15 protein-coding genes are annotated in these 14,534 nt (G+C 71.8%); 9 read left to right on the forward strand and 6 right to left on the reverse strand.

What is annotated here, in order from left to right; translation table 11 throughout:
* Positions 1 to 613: 613 nt before the first annotated feature.
* A complete protein-coding gene (locus LG395_RS14735; protein ID WP_225809922.1) occupies positions 614 to 1,849 on the forward strand; it encodes an epoxide hydrolase family protein in 1,236 nt (411 codons plus the stop codon).
* A gap of 137 nt (positions 1,850 to 1,986) precedes the next feature.
* Entirely contained in the window at positions 1,987 to 2,682 is a 696-nt protein-coding gene (locus tag LG395_RS14740; RefSeq protein WP_171150176.1) for a type 1 glutamine amidotransferase domain-containing protein, read from the forward strand.
* A gap of 93 nt (positions 2,683 to 2,775) precedes the next feature.
* On the opposite strand, the gene LG395_RS14745 is transcribed toward LG395_RS14740, so the two are convergent.
* Positions 2,776 to 3,960 carry a YbfB/YjiJ family MFS transporter gene (locus LG395_RS14745; RefSeq protein WP_225810226.1) on the reverse strand — a complete coding sequence of 395 codons (1,185 nt, stop codon included), beginning with the start codon at positions 3,958 to 3,960 and terminating at the stop codon, positions 2,776 to 2,778.
* Positions 3,961 to 4,454: 494 nt separating this feature from the next.
* A complete protein-coding gene (locus tag LG395_RS14750) occupies positions 4,455 to 5,429 on the reverse strand; it encodes an aldo/keto reductase (protein WP_225809924.1) in 975 nt (324 codons plus the stop codon).
* A gap of 335 nt (positions 5,430 to 5,764) precedes the next feature.
* Here LG395_RS14750 and LG395_RS14755 point away from each other — a divergent pair, with 335 nt between their 5' ends.
* Both LG395_RS14755 and LG395_RS14760 read left to right on the forward strand, forming a co-directional pair.
* Positions 5,765 to 6,478, forward strand: coding sequence for an SDR family NAD(P)-dependent oxidoreductase (locus tag LG395_RS14755; RefSeq protein WP_225809926.1), 714 nt, complete (start codon positions 5,765 to 5,767; stop codon positions 6,476 to 6,478).
* A 206-nt stretch (positions 6,479 to 6,684) separates the two neighbouring features.
* Positions 6,685 to 7,032 (forward strand): hypothetical protein, encoded by a 348-nt coding sequence (locus LG395_RS14760; RefSeq protein WP_225809927.1) that lies wholly within the window; start codon positions 6,685 to 6,687, stop codon positions 7,030 to 7,032.
* Between the two features lie 84 nt (positions 7,033 to 7,116).
* Here the strand turns inward: LG395_RS14760 and LG395_RS14765 are convergent, their stop codons facing one another.
* Positions 7,117 to 8,313, reverse strand: a complete 1,197-nt coding sequence (locus LG395_RS14765; protein WP_225809928.1) for an MFS transporter — start codon at positions 8,311 to 8,313, stop codon at positions 7,117 to 7,119.
* 154 nt (positions 8,314 to 8,467) lie between these two features.
* On the opposite strand from LG395_RS14765, the gene LG395_RS14770 reads away from it, so the two are divergent.
* Together LG395_RS14770 and LG395_RS14775 are read left to right on the forward strand one after the other, a co-directional pair.
* A complete protein-coding gene (locus LG395_RS14770) occupies positions 8,468 to 9,019 on the forward strand; it encodes a CGNR zinc finger domain-containing protein (RefSeq protein ID WP_171150180.1) in 552 nt (183 codons plus the stop codon).
* 126 nt (positions 9,020 to 9,145) lie between these two features.
* Positions 9,146 to 9,520: a cupin domain-containing protein gene (locus LG395_RS14775; RefSeq protein ID WP_225809929.1), complete on the forward strand. Its 375-nt coding sequence runs from the start codon at positions 9,146 to 9,148 to the stop codon at positions 9,518 to 9,520.
* On the opposite strand, the gene LG395_RS14780 is transcribed toward LG395_RS14775, so the two are convergent.
* Both LG395_RS14780 and LG395_RS14785 read right to left on the reverse strand, forming a co-directional pair.
* Complete coding sequence (locus tag LG395_RS14780; protein ID WP_171150182.1) at positions 9,466 to 10,014, reverse strand: GNAT family N-acetyltransferase; 549 nt, start codon at positions 10,012 to 10,014, stop codon at positions 9,466 to 9,468. The genes LG395_RS14775 and LG395_RS14780 overlap by 55 nt on opposite strands.
* Positions 10,015 to 10,360: 346 nt before the next feature.
* On the reverse strand, positions 10,361 to 10,897 hold the full coding sequence (locus tag LG395_RS14785; RefSeq protein WP_225809930.1) for a hypothetical protein: 537 nt from the start codon (positions 10,895 to 10,897) through the stop codon (positions 10,361 to 10,363).
* A gap of 469 nt (positions 10,898 to 11,366) precedes the next feature.
* On the opposite strand from LG395_RS14785, the gene LG395_RS14790 reads away from it, so the two are divergent.
* Positions 11,367 to 11,627: an antibiotic biosynthesis monooxygenase family protein gene (locus LG395_RS14790; protein ID WP_225809931.1), complete on the forward strand. Its 261-nt coding sequence runs from the start codon at positions 11,367 to 11,369 to the stop codon at positions 11,625 to 11,627.
* A gap of 37 nt (positions 11,628 to 11,664) precedes the next feature.
* Here the strand turns inward: LG395_RS14790 and LG395_RS14795 are convergent, their stop codons facing one another.
* Entirely contained in the window at positions 11,665 to 13,248 is a 1,584-nt protein-coding gene (locus LG395_RS14795; protein ID WP_372463233.1) for a N,N-dimethylformamidase beta subunit family domain-containing protein, read from the reverse strand.
* A gap of 180 nt (positions 13,249 to 13,428) precedes the next feature.
* On the opposite strand from LG395_RS14795, the gene LG395_RS14800 reads away from it, so the two are divergent.
* On the forward strand, positions 13,429 to 13,617 hold the full coding sequence (locus tag LG395_RS14800; RefSeq protein ID WP_225810228.1) for a hypothetical protein: 189 nt from the start codon (positions 13,429 to 13,431) through the stop codon (positions 13,615 to 13,617).
* A gap of 221 nt (positions 13,618 to 13,838) precedes the next feature.
* Positions 13,839 to 14,360: a phosphatase PAP2 family protein gene (locus LG395_RS14805; protein WP_225809933.1), complete on the forward strand. Its 522-nt coding sequence runs from the start codon at positions 13,839 to 13,841 to the stop codon at positions 14,358 to 14,360.
* Positions 14,361 to 14,534 lie beyond the last annotated feature (174 nt).

The following is a 14,534-nucleotide window of genomic DNA, read 5'->3' on the forward strand; positions in this document are numbered from 1 at the left end:
ACGGTCCGATCGAGTGGACCAAGCCGGCCCGCTTCTCGCGAGCGCCGTCGAGCTGGGCGAACCTCACGTGGCGCCCCGTACCGCGCGGCACGCGCATTCGGCGAAGACACCGGCCGGACGGGTGAGCCTTCCATAAGGCCGGTATGGCGCTCGGCCCGCGAGAGTGAGGGACGCCCCGCAGGCGGGCTGCGCCGTCCCGTACCGGCTGCCGGAGAATGCCCCGGCACCGCGCAGACCCCCATCCGGTCGCCCCCCTTTCGTCGCCCGGACGCGACACAGCGTCAGGTCGCCGGATCGGCTGCGGCACGGTACCCACGGACCCTGCCCGTCCCGAAGGCCGGCGCAGCGCAACGGCTTCGGCGACCGCGACTCGCGGCGCCGGCCGCGGCACCGGGGCCGGGCGCTTCCGCCCCAAGTCACGCCCGGCGGTGCCAAGATGGTCGTGTCTCGGCGAAGGGAGTGCATCGGTGGTCCGGCCGGCCGGCTCGACCCGCGCCGCCGGCAGGCACGCGCCGCATCGCTGCCCTCGCTCCCCGGCATGGCCGGCCTTGCTGCCCATCCACCCGACAGGCCCACGGCACCGCTTCGCCCCCGTCCAGTAAGGAATCACGGCATGACCGTCCCGCGCGCCTTCCCCTTGGTGCCGACCTCGCTCCATGTGCCCGAGGAGGTCCTCGATGACCTGCGTGCCCGTCTCGCGCTGACCCGTCCGCCGGTGGACGAGGGGAACGAGGACTGGTCCTACGGCGTCCCGGCCGCCTGCCTCCGTGAGCTGGTCGCCTACTGGCGGGACGGCTACGACTGGCGGAAGGCGGAGGCCGCCATCAACGTCCACGAGCACTACCAGGTGAGCGTCGACGGCGTTCCCGTGCACTTCATGCGCAAGCCCGGCCGCGGTCCCCGTCCGGTCCCGCTGATCCTCACCCACGGCTGGCCGTGGACGTTCTGGCACTGGTCGAGGGTGATCGACCCGCTCGCCGATCCGGCCGCGTTCGGCGGTGACCCCGCCGACGCGTTCGACGTCATCGTGCCCTCCCTGCCCGGCTTCGGTTTCCCCGGTCCGCTCACCGGCTTCCCGGACGTCAACTTCTGGAAGGTCGCCGACCTCTGGCACACCCTGATGACCGAGACCCTGGGGTACGAGAAGTACGCCGCCGGGGGCTGCGACATCGGCGGCATCGTCTCCAGCCAGCTCGGCCACAAGTACGCCGACGAGCTGTACGGCATCCACATCGGTTCGGGTCTTCCGCTCGACTTCTTCACCGGCCCCCGCGCGTGGGACTTCGCGCGGAACCGTCCCCTCGGCGACGACCAGCCCGCCGACATCCGGGCCCGCGTCATCGAGCAGGACCACCGCTGGGCGTCCCACCTCGCCGTGCACATGCTCGACGGCGCCACCCTGGCCCACGGGCTGAGCGACTCACCCGCCGGACTGCTCGCCTGGCTGCTGGAGCGCTGGAACGGCTGGAGCGACAACGGTGGCGACCTCGAATCCGTCTTCACCAGGGACGACCTGCTCACCCACGCCACCATCTTCTGGGTGAACAACTCCATCGCCACGTCGATGCGTTACTATGCCAACGCCAACCGCTACCCCTGGACCCCCGCCCACGACCGCACCCCGGTCGTACAGGCCCCGGTCGGCCTCACCTTCGTCACGTACGAGAACCCGCCCGGCATCCACACCGCCGAAGAGCGCGTCCGGGCGTTCAAGACCGGCCCACAGGCCGACTGGTTCAACCACGTCAACGTCAACGCCCACGACCACGGAGGCCACTTCATCCCCTGGGAGAACCCCGATGCCTGGGTGAGCGACCTGCGTCGCACCTTCCAGGGCCGCAGGCCCTGAGCGATCCCGGGGGCTCGTCCGCGCCCGGAGGATCACCGCGTCCGAAAAGCCGGCATGCGTCCGGTGAAATGTCCGCTTAGAGTGGGAAAAAGTCGAATTCCACAACGACTCGGGCGGGGGCGAGGAGGCGGAGCGCGATGGCGAGAATACTCTTCATAGTGAGCGGGGCGACGTACTGGATCCTCAAGGACGGCACCAGATACGCGACCGGCTATTGGGCTGAAGAGTTCGCTGTTCCGTACAAGAAGGTCACGGAAGCCGGTCATGAGGTCGTCGTGGCGACACCGGGCGGCGTGACGCCCAACGTCGACATGATGAGCCTGCGCCCATCCATGGCGGGCGGAGAGGAAGGGGCCCTGGAACTGGAGGCCATCATCCGCTCCGCGGAGGTGATGCGTCGGCCCCTGAAGCTGTCGGACGTCCGTCTCGAGGACTACGACGCGGTGTACCTGCCCGGCGGTCACGGCCCGATGGCGGACCTGGCGATCGACGCCGACGCCGGCCGGCTGCTGACGGCACAGCTCGCCTCCGGCAAGCCCCTCGCGATCGTGTGCCACGCCCCTGCCTCGATCCTCGCCACCAGGATCCACGGCGAGTCGCCCTTCAAGGGGTACAGGATCACGTGTTTCACCGATGAGGAGGAGGAGGGGGTCGGGCTCGCCTCCAGGGCACCGTGGCTGCTGGAGACCGAGTTGAAGGAGAAGGTCGGCGTCGACTTCAGCCGCGGTCCGATCTGGGAGCCGTACATGGTGGAGGACCGTAACCTCATCACCGGCCAGAATCCCCATTCGGCGGCGATTCTGGCGGATCGGCTGCTTGAAATCCTCAAGTAGGACGGATTTCGCGTAGTCGGCGTCCCCTATTCGGCGTTCCCTTGCCGTGAATCCGGCCACGATGAGCACCAGCCGGTGCCCATCGTGGCCGTGTCACTCCCCCACCTCGGCTTCGACGGCGTCCCGGGAGGCCTGTCGGCTGCCGGGGGCCGTCGTCGGGCGCCGGACGAGCGCACCCGGCGCCGGTACGTGGTGCGGGAAACCGATGCGGAGCACCAGGGCGGCGAGCGCCGCGGCCAGGACGACCACGGAGGCCAGGATCAGGGCCTGGTGGTAGCCGTGGTGCAGCAGGGGCCTGGCGATCAGCGGGCCCAGGATCTGACCGACCGAGTATCCCGCGGTCAACAGGGCCACGGCACGGGGGAACCGCAGATGCGCGCCGGTCGCGAGGGCCAGCGTGCTCACGCCGATGAAGGTCGCGCCGAAGAGCACCGCGGAGATCAGTGCGGCCGCCACCCCGCCGAGCAGCGCGGGCAACGCGATGCCCACGGCCTGCACGCCGAGCGCGGCCAGCAGCAGGTCCGGGCGGGACCACCGGCGTCCCAGCCCGGCCCACACCGCGGAGGACGGAACGGCCGCCAGGCCCACCAGCACCCAGGCGCCGCTGCCGATCCAGCCGGGCGAGGCCTGCTCGATGGCGGCGACCAGGAACGTACCGGCGATGATGTACCCGATTCCCTCCAGTGTGTAGGACGCGAACAGGGTGCTGAACCAGCGCTTGGTGCGTGGTCCGTCGCTTGAGGCGTGCGTGTGCGCCGGGGACGAGGCGGGCCGGGGCGCGGGCTCGGGTCGTAGGCCCCACGCGGCCAGAGCGAGTGCCGCGGCCAGAGCGGCGGAGGCCCACCACGCCACCCGCCAGGTGCCGGCCGTGCGCAGCACCAGCACGAGCAGGCCTGACAGGGCGATCCCGGCGCCGACTCCGCCGAACGCCCAACCCGGCAGGTGGGCCGGGTGGTCGCGCAGATGACTGAGCAGGGAACTCGCGGCGATGACGAAGATCAGTGCGCTGAAGGCTCCGGCGGCCAGCCTGAGCAGCAGCCACGGGGTGGTGGAGTGGGCCAGTGGCATCGCGGCCAGAGAGGCGATCAGTCCCAGGAGGCTGCCGCGCAGCACGGCCGCGGAACGCACCAGCCGGGGCAGCAGGGTTCCGGCGAGTGCCCCGACCAGGTATCCCACGTAGTTCGCGGTGGCCAGGTTCGCCCCTGCCTCGGCCGACAGTCCCGCCTGCGCGTGCATCAGCGGCAGGATCGGGGTGTAGACGAAGCGTCCCACACCCATGCCGGTCGCCAGGGCGGCAGCGGCCTGCGCGATGTGGACCCAGGGTGAGCGGATCGCCCCTGTCTCGACTCGGGCCCGGCGGGGTGAGGGCGTCTCGGTCATGCGGTCTTCCTCGGGATGGTCGACGGAGAGGTCGCGGATCGCGGGCTCGGGGCCCGGTCGTCCGGCCCGGCCCGCTGCGGTCGCGTGGTCTGCCGGTTCCGCGCGGGCCGGTGGAGGGACACGGCCGACGGCGGGGACCCGGCCGTCCGTACGGCCAAGCCGGCCAAGGCGGGCTTGGCCGGCAGTCACTGGCCGGTGCTCTCCAGCAGGAAGCGTCAAAGGAACGTGCCGCTCGTTTTCCACGCTCCCAGGGTGCGCCGCTCATGGGGGCGGACTCCAGGACCGGTGTCCTCCCTGCTGGGAGCCTCAGCCTCCTGTGCGGCCACCGTCCGGGGGCTTGTCCGTCGTGTCGGCAGCCCCTGGACAGCGGGTGTGCGGCGCCGGGCGAGCGCTCAGTACCGGGCGCCGACGGGGGCCGGGATGCTGTCGAGCTCGGCGAGATCGGCCGGCGACAGCCGGAGGTCCGCGCCGCCCGCGTTCTCGACGAGGTACTTCGGGGTCTTGGTGCCGGGGATGGGGACGACGTGCTTGCCCTGGGCGACGAGCCAGGCCAGGGCGACCTGCGCGGGGGGCGCGCCGATACGGTCGGCGACTTCGCGGACCTTGTCGGCGATGGCGAGGTTGGCCCGCAGGTTGTCCTGCTGGAACCGGGGCAGTCGCCGCCGCTGGTCGTTCTCCGGCAGTTCGTCGAAGGAGCTGAAGCGACCGAGGAGGAAGCCGCGGCCCAGCGGCGAGTACGGCAGCAGGCCGATGCCCTGGTCCTCGCAGTAGGGCAGGACCTCCGCCTGGACGTCGCGGGCCCACAGGGAGAACTCGGACTGCACGGTGGTGACCGGGTGGATGGTCTGGGCGCGCTTGATCTGCTCCACGCTCACCTCGGACAAGCCGATGTGACGCGCCTTGCCCGCCGCGACCGCCTCCGCCAGGGCGCCCCAGGTCTCCTCGAAGGGGACGGCGGGGTCGACGCGGTGGAGCTGATAGAGGTCGATGTGGTCGGTGCCCAGGCGGCGCAGGCTGGCGTCGATGGCGGCGCGGACGTGCTCGGGCCTGCCGTTGGGCCTGACCAGAGGGGCGCCGCCGGGGCCGCCGGTGGGGTCGATGCACTCCAGACCGACCTTCGTGGCGATCACCGCCTGGTCGCGCCGGCCGGCCAGGGCCCGGCCGACGAGTTCCTCGTTGGTGTAGGGGCCGTAGACATCGGCGGTGTCGATCAGGGTCATGCCCAGGTCGAGGGCCTGGTGGATGACGGAGACGGAGGTGGCTTCGTCCCGGGGTGTGGTCATGTCGTAGGCGAAACTCATGCCCATGGCGCCCAGGCCGATGATGCCGACCGCGGGTCCGCGGGTGCCCAGGGTGGTGGTACGCACGCTGATCTCTGCCTCCGGTAGGGGATCGGTACACACGTCGACCGGACACACTTGACCGACCGGTCGACTAGATGAACTTAGGCGACCGTACGGAAGGAGTCAAAGGTCAGGAGCGCCTGGCCCGGGACCTGTTCGCTCACAGGTGGTAGGACGGCACTCCCAAGGCATGACGCGGGGCTGGTTCACCGCCGACCCCGCCGGTCAGGACGCCCCGCCCGAGACGCCCTCCGAAGAATTATCGGCCAGTATGTCAGTGGAGATGTCTTTTGTACGAACTCTGCCCAGGGCGGTCGTCGAGGCCGGCACGGTGGGCGGTCCCGACCGAGAGGACAGTCATGAGCGCTCCTGTGGAGAAGGCCGCAGTGGTCACCGGCGCGTCGCAGGGCATCGGTGCCGGGCTGGTGGAGGCCTACCGGAAACTGGGCTACGGCGTGGTCGCCACCGCCCGTGGCATCGCCGAGTCGGAGGACCCGGACGTCGTCACCGTGCGCGGTGACATCGCCGACCCCGCCACCGCCGAGCGCGTCGTCGCCGCCGGACTGGAGCGCTTCGGGCGCATCGACACACTGGTCAACAACGCGGGCATCTTCATCGCCAAACCGTTCACCGAGTACACGCAGGACGACTACGAAGCGGTGACGAGTGTCAACCTGACCGGGTTCTTCCGCATCACCCAGCTCGCGGTCGAGCAGATGGCCCGCCAGGGCGGCGGACACGTCGTCCAGATCACGACCAGCCTGGTCGACCACGCCAACTCCGCGGTGCCCTCCGTGCTGGCCTCCCTGACGAAGGGCGGTCTGCAGTCCGCCACCAAGGCCCTGGCGATCGAGTACGCCCACCAGGGCGTCCGCAGCAACGCCGTCGCCCTCGGCGTCGTCAAGACCCCCATGCACTCGGACGACTCCGACGACATGCTGGCCGCCCTGCACCCTCTCGGCCGGATGGGCGAGATCAGCGACGTCGTCGACGCGATCGTCTACCTCGAGAACGCGCCCTTCGTCACCGGAGAGATCCTCCACGTCGACGGCGGCCAGAGCGCCGGCCACTGACGGGTGCGGCACCGGGACAGCAGCCGAGGCGTGCCGGTCAGCGGGGTGATGAGCCGTTGGCCGACCCGTGACATCCGCCCCGCCGAGAGCTCCTGTCGAGGGCTCGCCCCAAGAGCCGCCCCCCGCCTCGCTGTTACTCTTTGCGAGTTCAACGACCTGGGGGGAAGCCCGTGTTCACGTCGGTCACCACGGATGGGCCGTGGCTGTTGGCTGTCACCGCACTGGTGATCCACTGCTCCGCCATGGCGAAATGGGTGCCGATGCAGAGGTTCTGGACGGTCTACCCCTTCATCTGGGTGGTGTGCGGCACCGGAGCGGTGGCGTTCGGATCATGGCGCGGCTTCGCCCTGGCGGACATGCTCGTCCTGTGCTCGTTCGCGCTGATCGGGCTGACGATCGGCATGTACCCGAGCCGCAAGCTGTTCACGGTGTGGGCGCACGAGATCAACAACGGAGTGACACGCGAACGGTACGACTATCCGCGCTCGCACCTCGCGTTCTGTGGCGTCTCCGTGCTCGTCATGCTGGCCGCCGCCTTCCTGTTGACCCACTGACACGCCGTCGGGCGGCTCCGGCCGGCCTGCGCCCGGGGAGCATCATCGCAACCGCCCTCAGCCGAGGGAGAGGGAGAGACGGGTTCAGTGCCCCGCGCTCCGCTCCGCGAGCGGACGGGGCACCCTCGCCCGGCGTTCCTTGAGCAGGAGCGCGCCCAGGGCGGCCGCGAGGACCTGGCAGCCGGCCACCGCCGCGACGAGGCCCCCGGGCCCGGCCGACTGCCAGCCGCCCGCGAGCGCGGCCCCGCCCGCGGCGAAGGCGCTCTTGATGCTCGCTCCCAGGGTGAACACCTGGGTGCGGGCGGCCGGGGGCGCGTAGCGGTCACGCCCGGTCAGCAGGGCGGCGAAGAGCGGGCCGGTGCAGCACCCGGCCAGAGCGAAGCCTCCGGCCGTCGCGCCGGCACTGTCCGTCCAGGGCACGGCGGCCAGCGCCGCTCCGGTGGCGAACAGCATGACGACGACGGTCAGTTCGGGGCGGCGGGTGCCCCACGGCCGCCAGGCGTACACCAGGGAGCCGGCCAGCGAGCCGAGCGCCATGGCGGTCATCAGACCGCCGGCGGCCCAGGGCGTCCGGTAGTGGGCGGCGAGCATCACACACGCCACCGGCAGGGCCCCGATCCCGAGCTGGCCCACCGCGCTGGCCCACGTGAGCGAGCGCAACGGCGGGTCGCGGACCAGCAGGACGGCCGCGGCACCCAGATCGGCGGGGCGCGGCACGGGGGTTCCCGAGGCGCGCGGTTCCAGCGGCAGGGCGAAGACGAGCGCACCGCCCGCGGCGGCTCCGGCGCCCAGTGCCGCGAGGGCGCGGGCGGGACCGGTCGCCGCGGCGAGGGCGGAGGCGACGGCCGGGCCGGCGATTCCGGCGAGGTTGTAGGAGACGGCGTCCAGGCTGAAGGCGCGGTTCAGCGCCGCGGGCGGCAGCAGGTCGCCCAGCAGACTGGTCAGGCCCCCGGTCAGCAGGGGGGTGCAGCAGCCCGCGGCGGCCGCCACGGCCAGGACGAGGGGAGCGCAGGCCCGTCCGACGAGCAGCGCAACGGCGGCCAGTCCCGTCCCGTAGAAGACCAGGCAGCCACCGTGGAACAGCCGGCGCCGCCGGACCCGGTCGGCAAGCGCACCGGCCGGCGGGGCGGCGATGACGCTGGGCACCAGCAGGGCCGCGACGAGGGCACCTCCGTAGCCGGTGCTGCGCGTACGGTCCACGGCGAGTACCACCAGGCCGACTCGTGCTCCTTCGGAGGCGAGGCGCACCAGCAGGGCCACCTGGAGGTACCTGACGAGCATCCGCTTTCGCGGGCCTGTACGCCGTTCCGGCTCCACTGACGTCTGCGTACGCACTGCATGCCTCCAGACCGGACGACGCGGCTCACCCTCTTCGTCATACCCTGAAGGTATGACGGCATGTGTCTCCGGCGTGCGGACCGCCCATACTCGGGGGGTGAGCTTCGCCTTCGTCAGTGATCACCTCGCCCTCGATTTCGCCGCCACCGTGGCGTGGCGCACGACTCGCCGGAGAGAACTGCTGGCCGAGCCCGAGGACTTCGCCCGCTGGGCCGCCGAGGCAGGGGTGGTCGACCGGTTGGAGGCGGTGAGCCACGCGGAACTGGCCGAGGCACGGGCGCTGCGTGAGGCGGTCTACCGGCTGGCCCTGGCGGCAGCGGAAGGGGAGCCGTACGACTTCGCGGACGTCGCCCGGGTCCGGCGGGCCGCCGCGCACCCTCCGGTCCGTCTCACCCTCCACGCCGTGGGCCGGGTGGAACGCCGCGGCGGGGTCCAGGAGGTGCTGGCCACCCTCGGGGCGAGCGCCAGTGACCTGCTCGGCGGACCCGACCACCTGCTCATCCGGCACTGCTCGGGTGAGCCCTGCACCCGTCTTTTCCTCGACCGCTCCCAGGCGGGCACCCGGCGCTGGTGCTCCAAGCGGAGCTGCGGCAGCCGGGTCAACGCCGCCGCCTACCGCCGGCGTACCCGTGAGGACGAGCGGTCCTGACCCGGGGCGCACCCCGGCGGTGGGGACACTCCCGTGAGGCGGTCCTGTGACATTGGCCGGGACCGGCTGGTGTCACGGCGAGCCCCGGTGTACCAGGACGCCAAGACGAGCCGCAAAAAGACCGTCATGCCCGACAGCGGTCGCAGCACGCTCCTGCGCACCACCGGTCCGGCGCGGATCGAGACCCGACTCCGCGCTCACCACGTCGAGTTCCGGCCCCGGCCCACCGATCACGCCCTACCCGGGGAAGCCGGCCAGGAGGAGGTCCTCGCCCTGTACCGCGACCAGGTCGACCGGCTCTGCGCGCAGCGCGGGTTCCGGCTGGTGGACGTGGCGCGGATGACACCCCACACCGACGACCCGGAATGGACGGCCCTGGCCGGCGCCGCCCGGCAGGAGGCGCTTCTGCGCCATCGGTGTGAGCGCAGAGCGGGCCGCGGCAGGCGTCACGTGCGCTTCGCCCACTCCTCGCGGAGCATGCCGAAGAGCACGCGGTCGTAGCGCTCCCCCTCCACCAGCACGGCCGACCGGCGGCGCCCTTCCTCGCGGAAGCCCAGCCGGGTGAAGGCGCGCACGGCACGCTCGTTGCCGCTCCAGGTGTCCAGCTCCAGCCGGCTCAGGCAGTACGCGCCGAACAGGTGGTCCACGAGCATCCGCAGCGCGTCACTGCCGTGGCCTCGGCCCCAGAACTCCCGTTCACCGATGGTGACTCCCAGGGTGGCCACCCCGGCGTAGGGGTCCAGGTCCCGGTAGTCGGCCATGCCTATCACGTTCCCGTCCGCCAGGTCCTCGACCGTGAACACGGCCGACTCCCTGGGGTTCAGCCGCAGCATGGTGTCGAAGCCGAGCTGGATCGCCTCCGCCGTGACCGGGCCGAACAACGGGTCACCCGCCGCGGCCCAGCGCACCACCTCCGGGTCGTTGCGCCACCGCACGTGGTGCTCGGCGTCTTCGGGGCGCAGTGCGCGCAGTCTTACCAGCATGCCTTCGAACATGGAGTAAACCTAGTCGATCCAGGGATCACCCGGGACGGGAGGTGCTTCCGGCGGCAGTCCGGTCGTACCCGGCGTATCCGGTCCGGCCGCGCGTCCGAGGCGGTAGCCGCCGACGGATCACGTCAGTAGCCTTGACTGCCATGCTCCTCACTGACGGAGGGCTCCTTAAGATGACCACCTCCCGCCGCGGATCTCGAGGGCTACGCCGCGATGAGCAAGCGCATGGCTGGCTTTGTTCACGAGAACGGACAGCACATGTTCACGACTTCGGGCGGCACCGGTGGAGACCGCTGTTCGAATGCTCATCGGTGGAGGAACGGGCGTCGGGCCTGGGACGCGGCATCTGTCAGTGCTCGCTGGTGGCGATGTAGGTGCCGTGCCAAGTGTGGTACCACACGGCGCCTGTGGCGGCGTTGACCGAGAGCATGCCGTTGATCTTCCCGGAGCGCATGGTGTGGAGCGTGTAGTAGCCCGGGAACGCATCGGGTTTGTCGGCGGTCAGGTCGCTGCCCCGATCACGCAGCCACCGCTGGGCGCGATGCTGGGCCTCGTCGGGGGAGAGCCGGGTCCGTGTCTGACCGCGAGGGTGCATGCCGTAGTCGGTGTTCCACATCATCGCCGGGCCGTACTCGATCCCGGTGTCACCGTCGGCCGGGTCGACGAGGATCTCGGTGGCGAGCTTCCCGGAGGGGGTCTCCAGTTCGGCGTAGAAGTTCTTCGAGAACTGCATGACCTCGCCGACGCGCAGGCCGAGCCGGTGGGCGAAGGCGGCGGCGTGCCGGCGCGCCTGGTCGAGGGTCTTCACCGGGGTGCCATCGCCGCGCTGCCAGTAGTGCCCACCCATCATGCCCGGGCCCCACGCGCAGTCATCGCGACCCATCATGCCCGGCCCCATACCGGGGCCCCATGAGTCCCAGTTGTCCCAGTCGTCGCCCGAGGTCGGACCCCAGCAATCGCTGCCGGAGGGGCCCGGCCGCGCGGCGGCCCGGCTGAGGGATGTCCCACTGAATGTGTTGCTGTTGCCTGCCACGCATCCGGTGGCCAGCGTGCCTACCAGCGCGAGGGCAGCCAGCGCGGCGGCGGTACGCCTGTTCCTGCTGCTCATGATCCTCACCCTCTGGACCTTCCGCTCGCATTCGTCCGACCTGGACAGACACGGGGCCCCTTGCCTTCAGCGTCTCTCCGGGCGTAGCGAACCACCCAGGGCCGTCCGGACTGGCCGGTGCCCCGATCGGCCCTCGCGTGTCCCCTCCGCCGTACCCAGTCGCCGTGGCCGATGTTCGACTCCGATCCTGTTTCAGCGCCTCCCAAACTGATGCACAAACGCTGCTCAAACTCGTGAGCGAAGCCGCATGGCCGAACTCGGTGAGACGCAGCCCGGCTATCTCGGCCGCGAGTCGCTGACGGACGAGGACGGCCGGGACCTCGTCGTCATCTACTACGCGGACGAGGCCTCGATCACGGCATGGAAGGCCCACCCCGAACATCTCGAGGCACAGCGGCTGGGACGTGAGCGCTGGTACTCCTCGTACAGCGTGGAGGTCGCGCGGGTGGAGCGCGCCTACGTCTTCGGCCGCGAGGAGGAAGGACCACGAGTGCCGCACGAGGGCTGAACCGGGGGCTGAAGGCGCGGATTCCGCGGGTGCCGCCTCATGTATGTGTCGGGTACAGCTCGCTGACGTTCGGGCGGGCCGCCGGGAGGTGACGGGCGGCGGGGCCCTGTGCGAAGGCGCGCAGGGCGTTCTCCGTCGTGCGGGTGACGAAGGTGCGGGTCCGGGCGTCCATCCCGTGGTCGCGGCCTCCGTCGGGGGTGCCGGCCATGAGGGCCTCCACCCAGCGCATGGTGCCGGTGGCGAACACGCCGGCGCCGCCGGCAGCCGTGTAGTAGGCGGAGTCGCTGTGGCTGCGCCGGCCTCCGCACACCAGGGGCGAGTGGGCCGTGATCTCCAGCGGCGCGGGGACGGGGGCCGCGGGTGTGACCCGGTCGTACTCGACGCCGACCAGGTGGTCGAAGGCGTCACCGGGCCGTACGCCCGTTCCCTCGTACAGCCAGTGGTCCGCCGCGTGGACCACGTACGGCGCGTCCGTCGGGTAGCCCTCGTAGAGCACTCCCGTGAGCGAGGATTCCGGATCCGGCGCCGGGGCCTGGCGGAAGTCGGTGGTCACCAGGGCGGGCTGGGTGGTGTACAGCGGGTCCGACCGTACGGAGGTCTTGTAGCAGACCACCGTACGGTCCCGTTGGGTCTCCCCCCGCGCGAGGCGGACCCGCCGGAAACACGTGTTGGCGCCGAGGAAGAGCACGTTGGTGCCGGCGTCGCGGGCCTGGGTGACATGCCGGCGCTGCTCCGGGGTCCAGTACTCGTCGTGACCCAGGCAGACCACCGCCGCCGCGCCGCGCAGCACCTCCGGGTCGCGGTGCACGTCCGTGCCGGTGGTGTAGGCGAGGGGTATGCCGAGCCGTTCCGCCAGGACCACAGCCGCCCGTTCGTACACCATGAACTTCTCCGCGCCGTCGGCGTCGTAGGGGCGGTCGAAGCTGACGGCCAGGGAACGGGTGGCGTACGCGCCGGAGGCACCGGCGTAGAGGCTGTAGCCGCCCCACCGGTTGTACGCCTGCCAGGTGGCCGGGGCGTGGATCAGGACCGTTCGGCCCGTGCCCTGCGTGGAGCGCACGATCAGCGGGACGTAGCGCTGGTGGCCGCTGTCCGCGTCCAGCCGCAGCAGGTACGCGCCCTCCGGCCAGCCGGCCGTGCCGACGGTGAGCGTGCGCGGCCAGTCCGCGCGCACGGTGCGGGTGTCCGGCAGGAAGCGGGGCTCCGGCTGGACGCGGCCGCGCACGCGCTCGGACGACCATACGAGCCGGGCTTGGCCGCCGCCGTACCAGCCGACGCGGAAGGCCGAGACCCGGAAGGACGACGCGGTCGTCGACACGTACAGGCCGCACTCCTCGCCCGGTGTCACGCTCACCCGGTCCGCGTAGCCGGCGACGGCCTGGGCAGGGCCCCGGGAGGTGATGCGCCACTCGGGTGTCCCGGGGCGGTCCCGTTCCGCTTCGGGCCGGTCGGAGGGGGCGGCCCGGGGGTGTCCGCGGGTGGGAGGGGACGCGTCGCAGGCCGCCGTCATCGAGGCGAGCCCGAGGCCGGCGCACGCTCCGAGGAAACGCCTGCGACCGGGCCGCCCCGCGTGTGCCGTCCCGTCGTCCGGGCCTCCTCGGCGGGCAGGACCGATGCTCATGACACCTCCCGTGGCCGCGCTCGCCTCTCACGCGTCCCTCCCGGCCAAGGTGGCACAGCCGTACGGAACGCGCGCGCCCGTCCTCCCGCGAGCTCCGCCTCCACTCACCCGGGCTGCGTGCCGAGGCCCTGACGAGCTGCTCGGAGCGGCGGACGGTCGTACATTCGACACGTGGAGGAGATGCCTCGGCGCATCGCCCCCTCGACGGATCGGGCCGCGGCCGCCCTGTTGCTCGGATGTACTGCGAACCAGGTCGGCTACTGCGGACGCTGCCAGGGGCTGACGCGCCGTTACGGGCCCGCCGCGCAGGTCGTGTGCGCGGCCTGCCGCGCGGCCGAGGCCCCTTCCCGCGACGACTCCGCCGGATGACGCCCGCCCGCACCCGGGCCGGCGCCGTTCCCTCCCCGCGCCGGGAGGCGTCTGTGTATGCCGTGTCACGACGCGACAAGCCGCCCAGGGCGCCGCGACAGAGCCGGGGTGTGGGGAGGCGGGCGCCGGCAGGGGCGGTGAGGCGGGCGGAAGCGGACGCGCGTGATCCGGTGAGCGCGGGATACCAGCAGGTCATGAGGTTGCTTGCCACAGCGCGTGAGATGGACCATCGTCTGACCAAGTGGATGGCCTCCTGCCGGAGACCCGAGATCCACCGGACGCTGTCGCTGGTGGAGGAAACGGCGGAAGCCACCAAGTTGTGGTGGGGTGCCGCCGCGGTGATGGTCTGGGCCGGCGGCTGGAGGGGCCGTAAGGCCGCGGTGGCGGGCATGGCGGCACTCGGCTTGGCGCAGTTGGTGTGCAACGGCGTGTGCAAGCAGGTGGTCGACCGGCCGCGTCCGCCCAAGGAGTGGATCCCCCACGATGAGGTCGAGGACCGGCCCGGTTCCTCGTCGTTCGCCTCCGGGCACACCGCGGCCGCGCTGGCCTTCACCGCTGCGGTCGCCCCCTCGTGGCCGTCGGCCGGAGCGGTCTGCGCGGTGCCGGCCGCGCTGGTGGCGGCGGAGCGGGTGCAGTCAGGTGCCCACTACCCGAGTGACGTCGCCGCCGGTGCCGCGATCGGGCTGGTCAGCGCCTGGCTGGTCAGGCGTCTTCCGCGACTGGTGGTGCGCGTGCGGCGGTGACCCGACCCCCCGCTGTGGCAGCCGCGTCGCCGGTCACACGCTCGCGGAGCAGGCCCCGTCCGCCGACCTCGGCACACATGTGGCGTGCCTCCTCCCGGTCGTCGACACGACCCGCCCAGCCGTGACGGCGTGGCTGCCCGGCGCGTCGGCCCGAGGGTGCCGGTCGAACCCTGG

Origin of the sequence: Streptomyces spinosus (assembly GCF_020400655.1) — a bacterium.
Lineage (GTDB): Bacteria > Actinomycetota > Actinomycetes > Streptomycetales > Streptomycetaceae > Streptomyces > Streptomyces argyrophylli.

Bases quoted from the DNA above. Each gene is read 5' to 3' on its own strand.
- LG395_RS14790 (WP_225809931.1), top strand. From the start codon at position 11,367: ATGGCCGAACTCGGTGAGACGCAGCCCGGCTATCTCGGCCGCGAGTCG.
- LG395_RS14780 (WP_171150182.1), bottom strand. From the start codon at position 10,014: ATGTTCGAAGGCATGCTGGTAAGACTGCGCGCACTGCGCCCCGAAGAC.
- LG395_RS14765 (WP_225809928.1), bottom strand. From the start codon at position 8,313: ATGCTCGTCAGGTACCTCCAGGTGGCCCTGCTGGTGCGCCTCGCCTCC.
- LG395_RS14745 (WP_225810226.1), bottom strand. From the start codon at position 3,960: ATGGGTGTGGGACGCTTCGTCTACACCCCGATCCTGCCGCTGATGCAC.
- LG395_RS14805 (WP_225809933.1), top strand. From the start codon at position 13,839: ATGGACCATCGTCTGACCAAGTGGATGGCCTCCTGCCGGAGACCCGAG.
- LG395_RS14795 (WP_372463233.1), bottom strand. From the start codon at position 13,248: ATGAGCATCGGTCCTGCCCGCCGAGGAGGCCCGGACGACGGGACGGCA.
- LG395_RS14800 (WP_225810228.1), top strand. From the start codon at position 13,429: ATGCCTCGGCGCATCGCCCCCTCGACGGATCGGGCCGCGGCCGCCCTG.
- LG395_RS14775 (WP_225809929.1), top strand. From the start codon at position 9,146: ATGCCCGACAGCGGTCGCAGCACGCTCCTGCGCACCACCGGTCCGGCG.
- LG395_RS14735 (WP_225809922.1), top strand. From the start codon at position 614: ATGACCGTCCCGCGCGCCTTCCCCTTGGTGCCGACCTCGCTCCATGTG.
- LG395_RS14740 (WP_171150176.1), top strand. From the start codon at position 1,987: ATGGCGAGAATACTCTTCATAGTGAGCGGGGCGACGTACTGGATCCTC.
- LG395_RS14755 (WP_225809926.1), top strand. From the start codon at position 5,765: ATGAGCGCTCCTGTGGAGAAGGCCGCAGTGGTCACCGGCGCGTCGCAG.
- LG395_RS14785 (WP_225809930.1), bottom strand. From the start codon at position 10,897: ATGATGGGTCGCGATGACTGCGCGTGGGGCCCGGGCATGATGGGTGGG.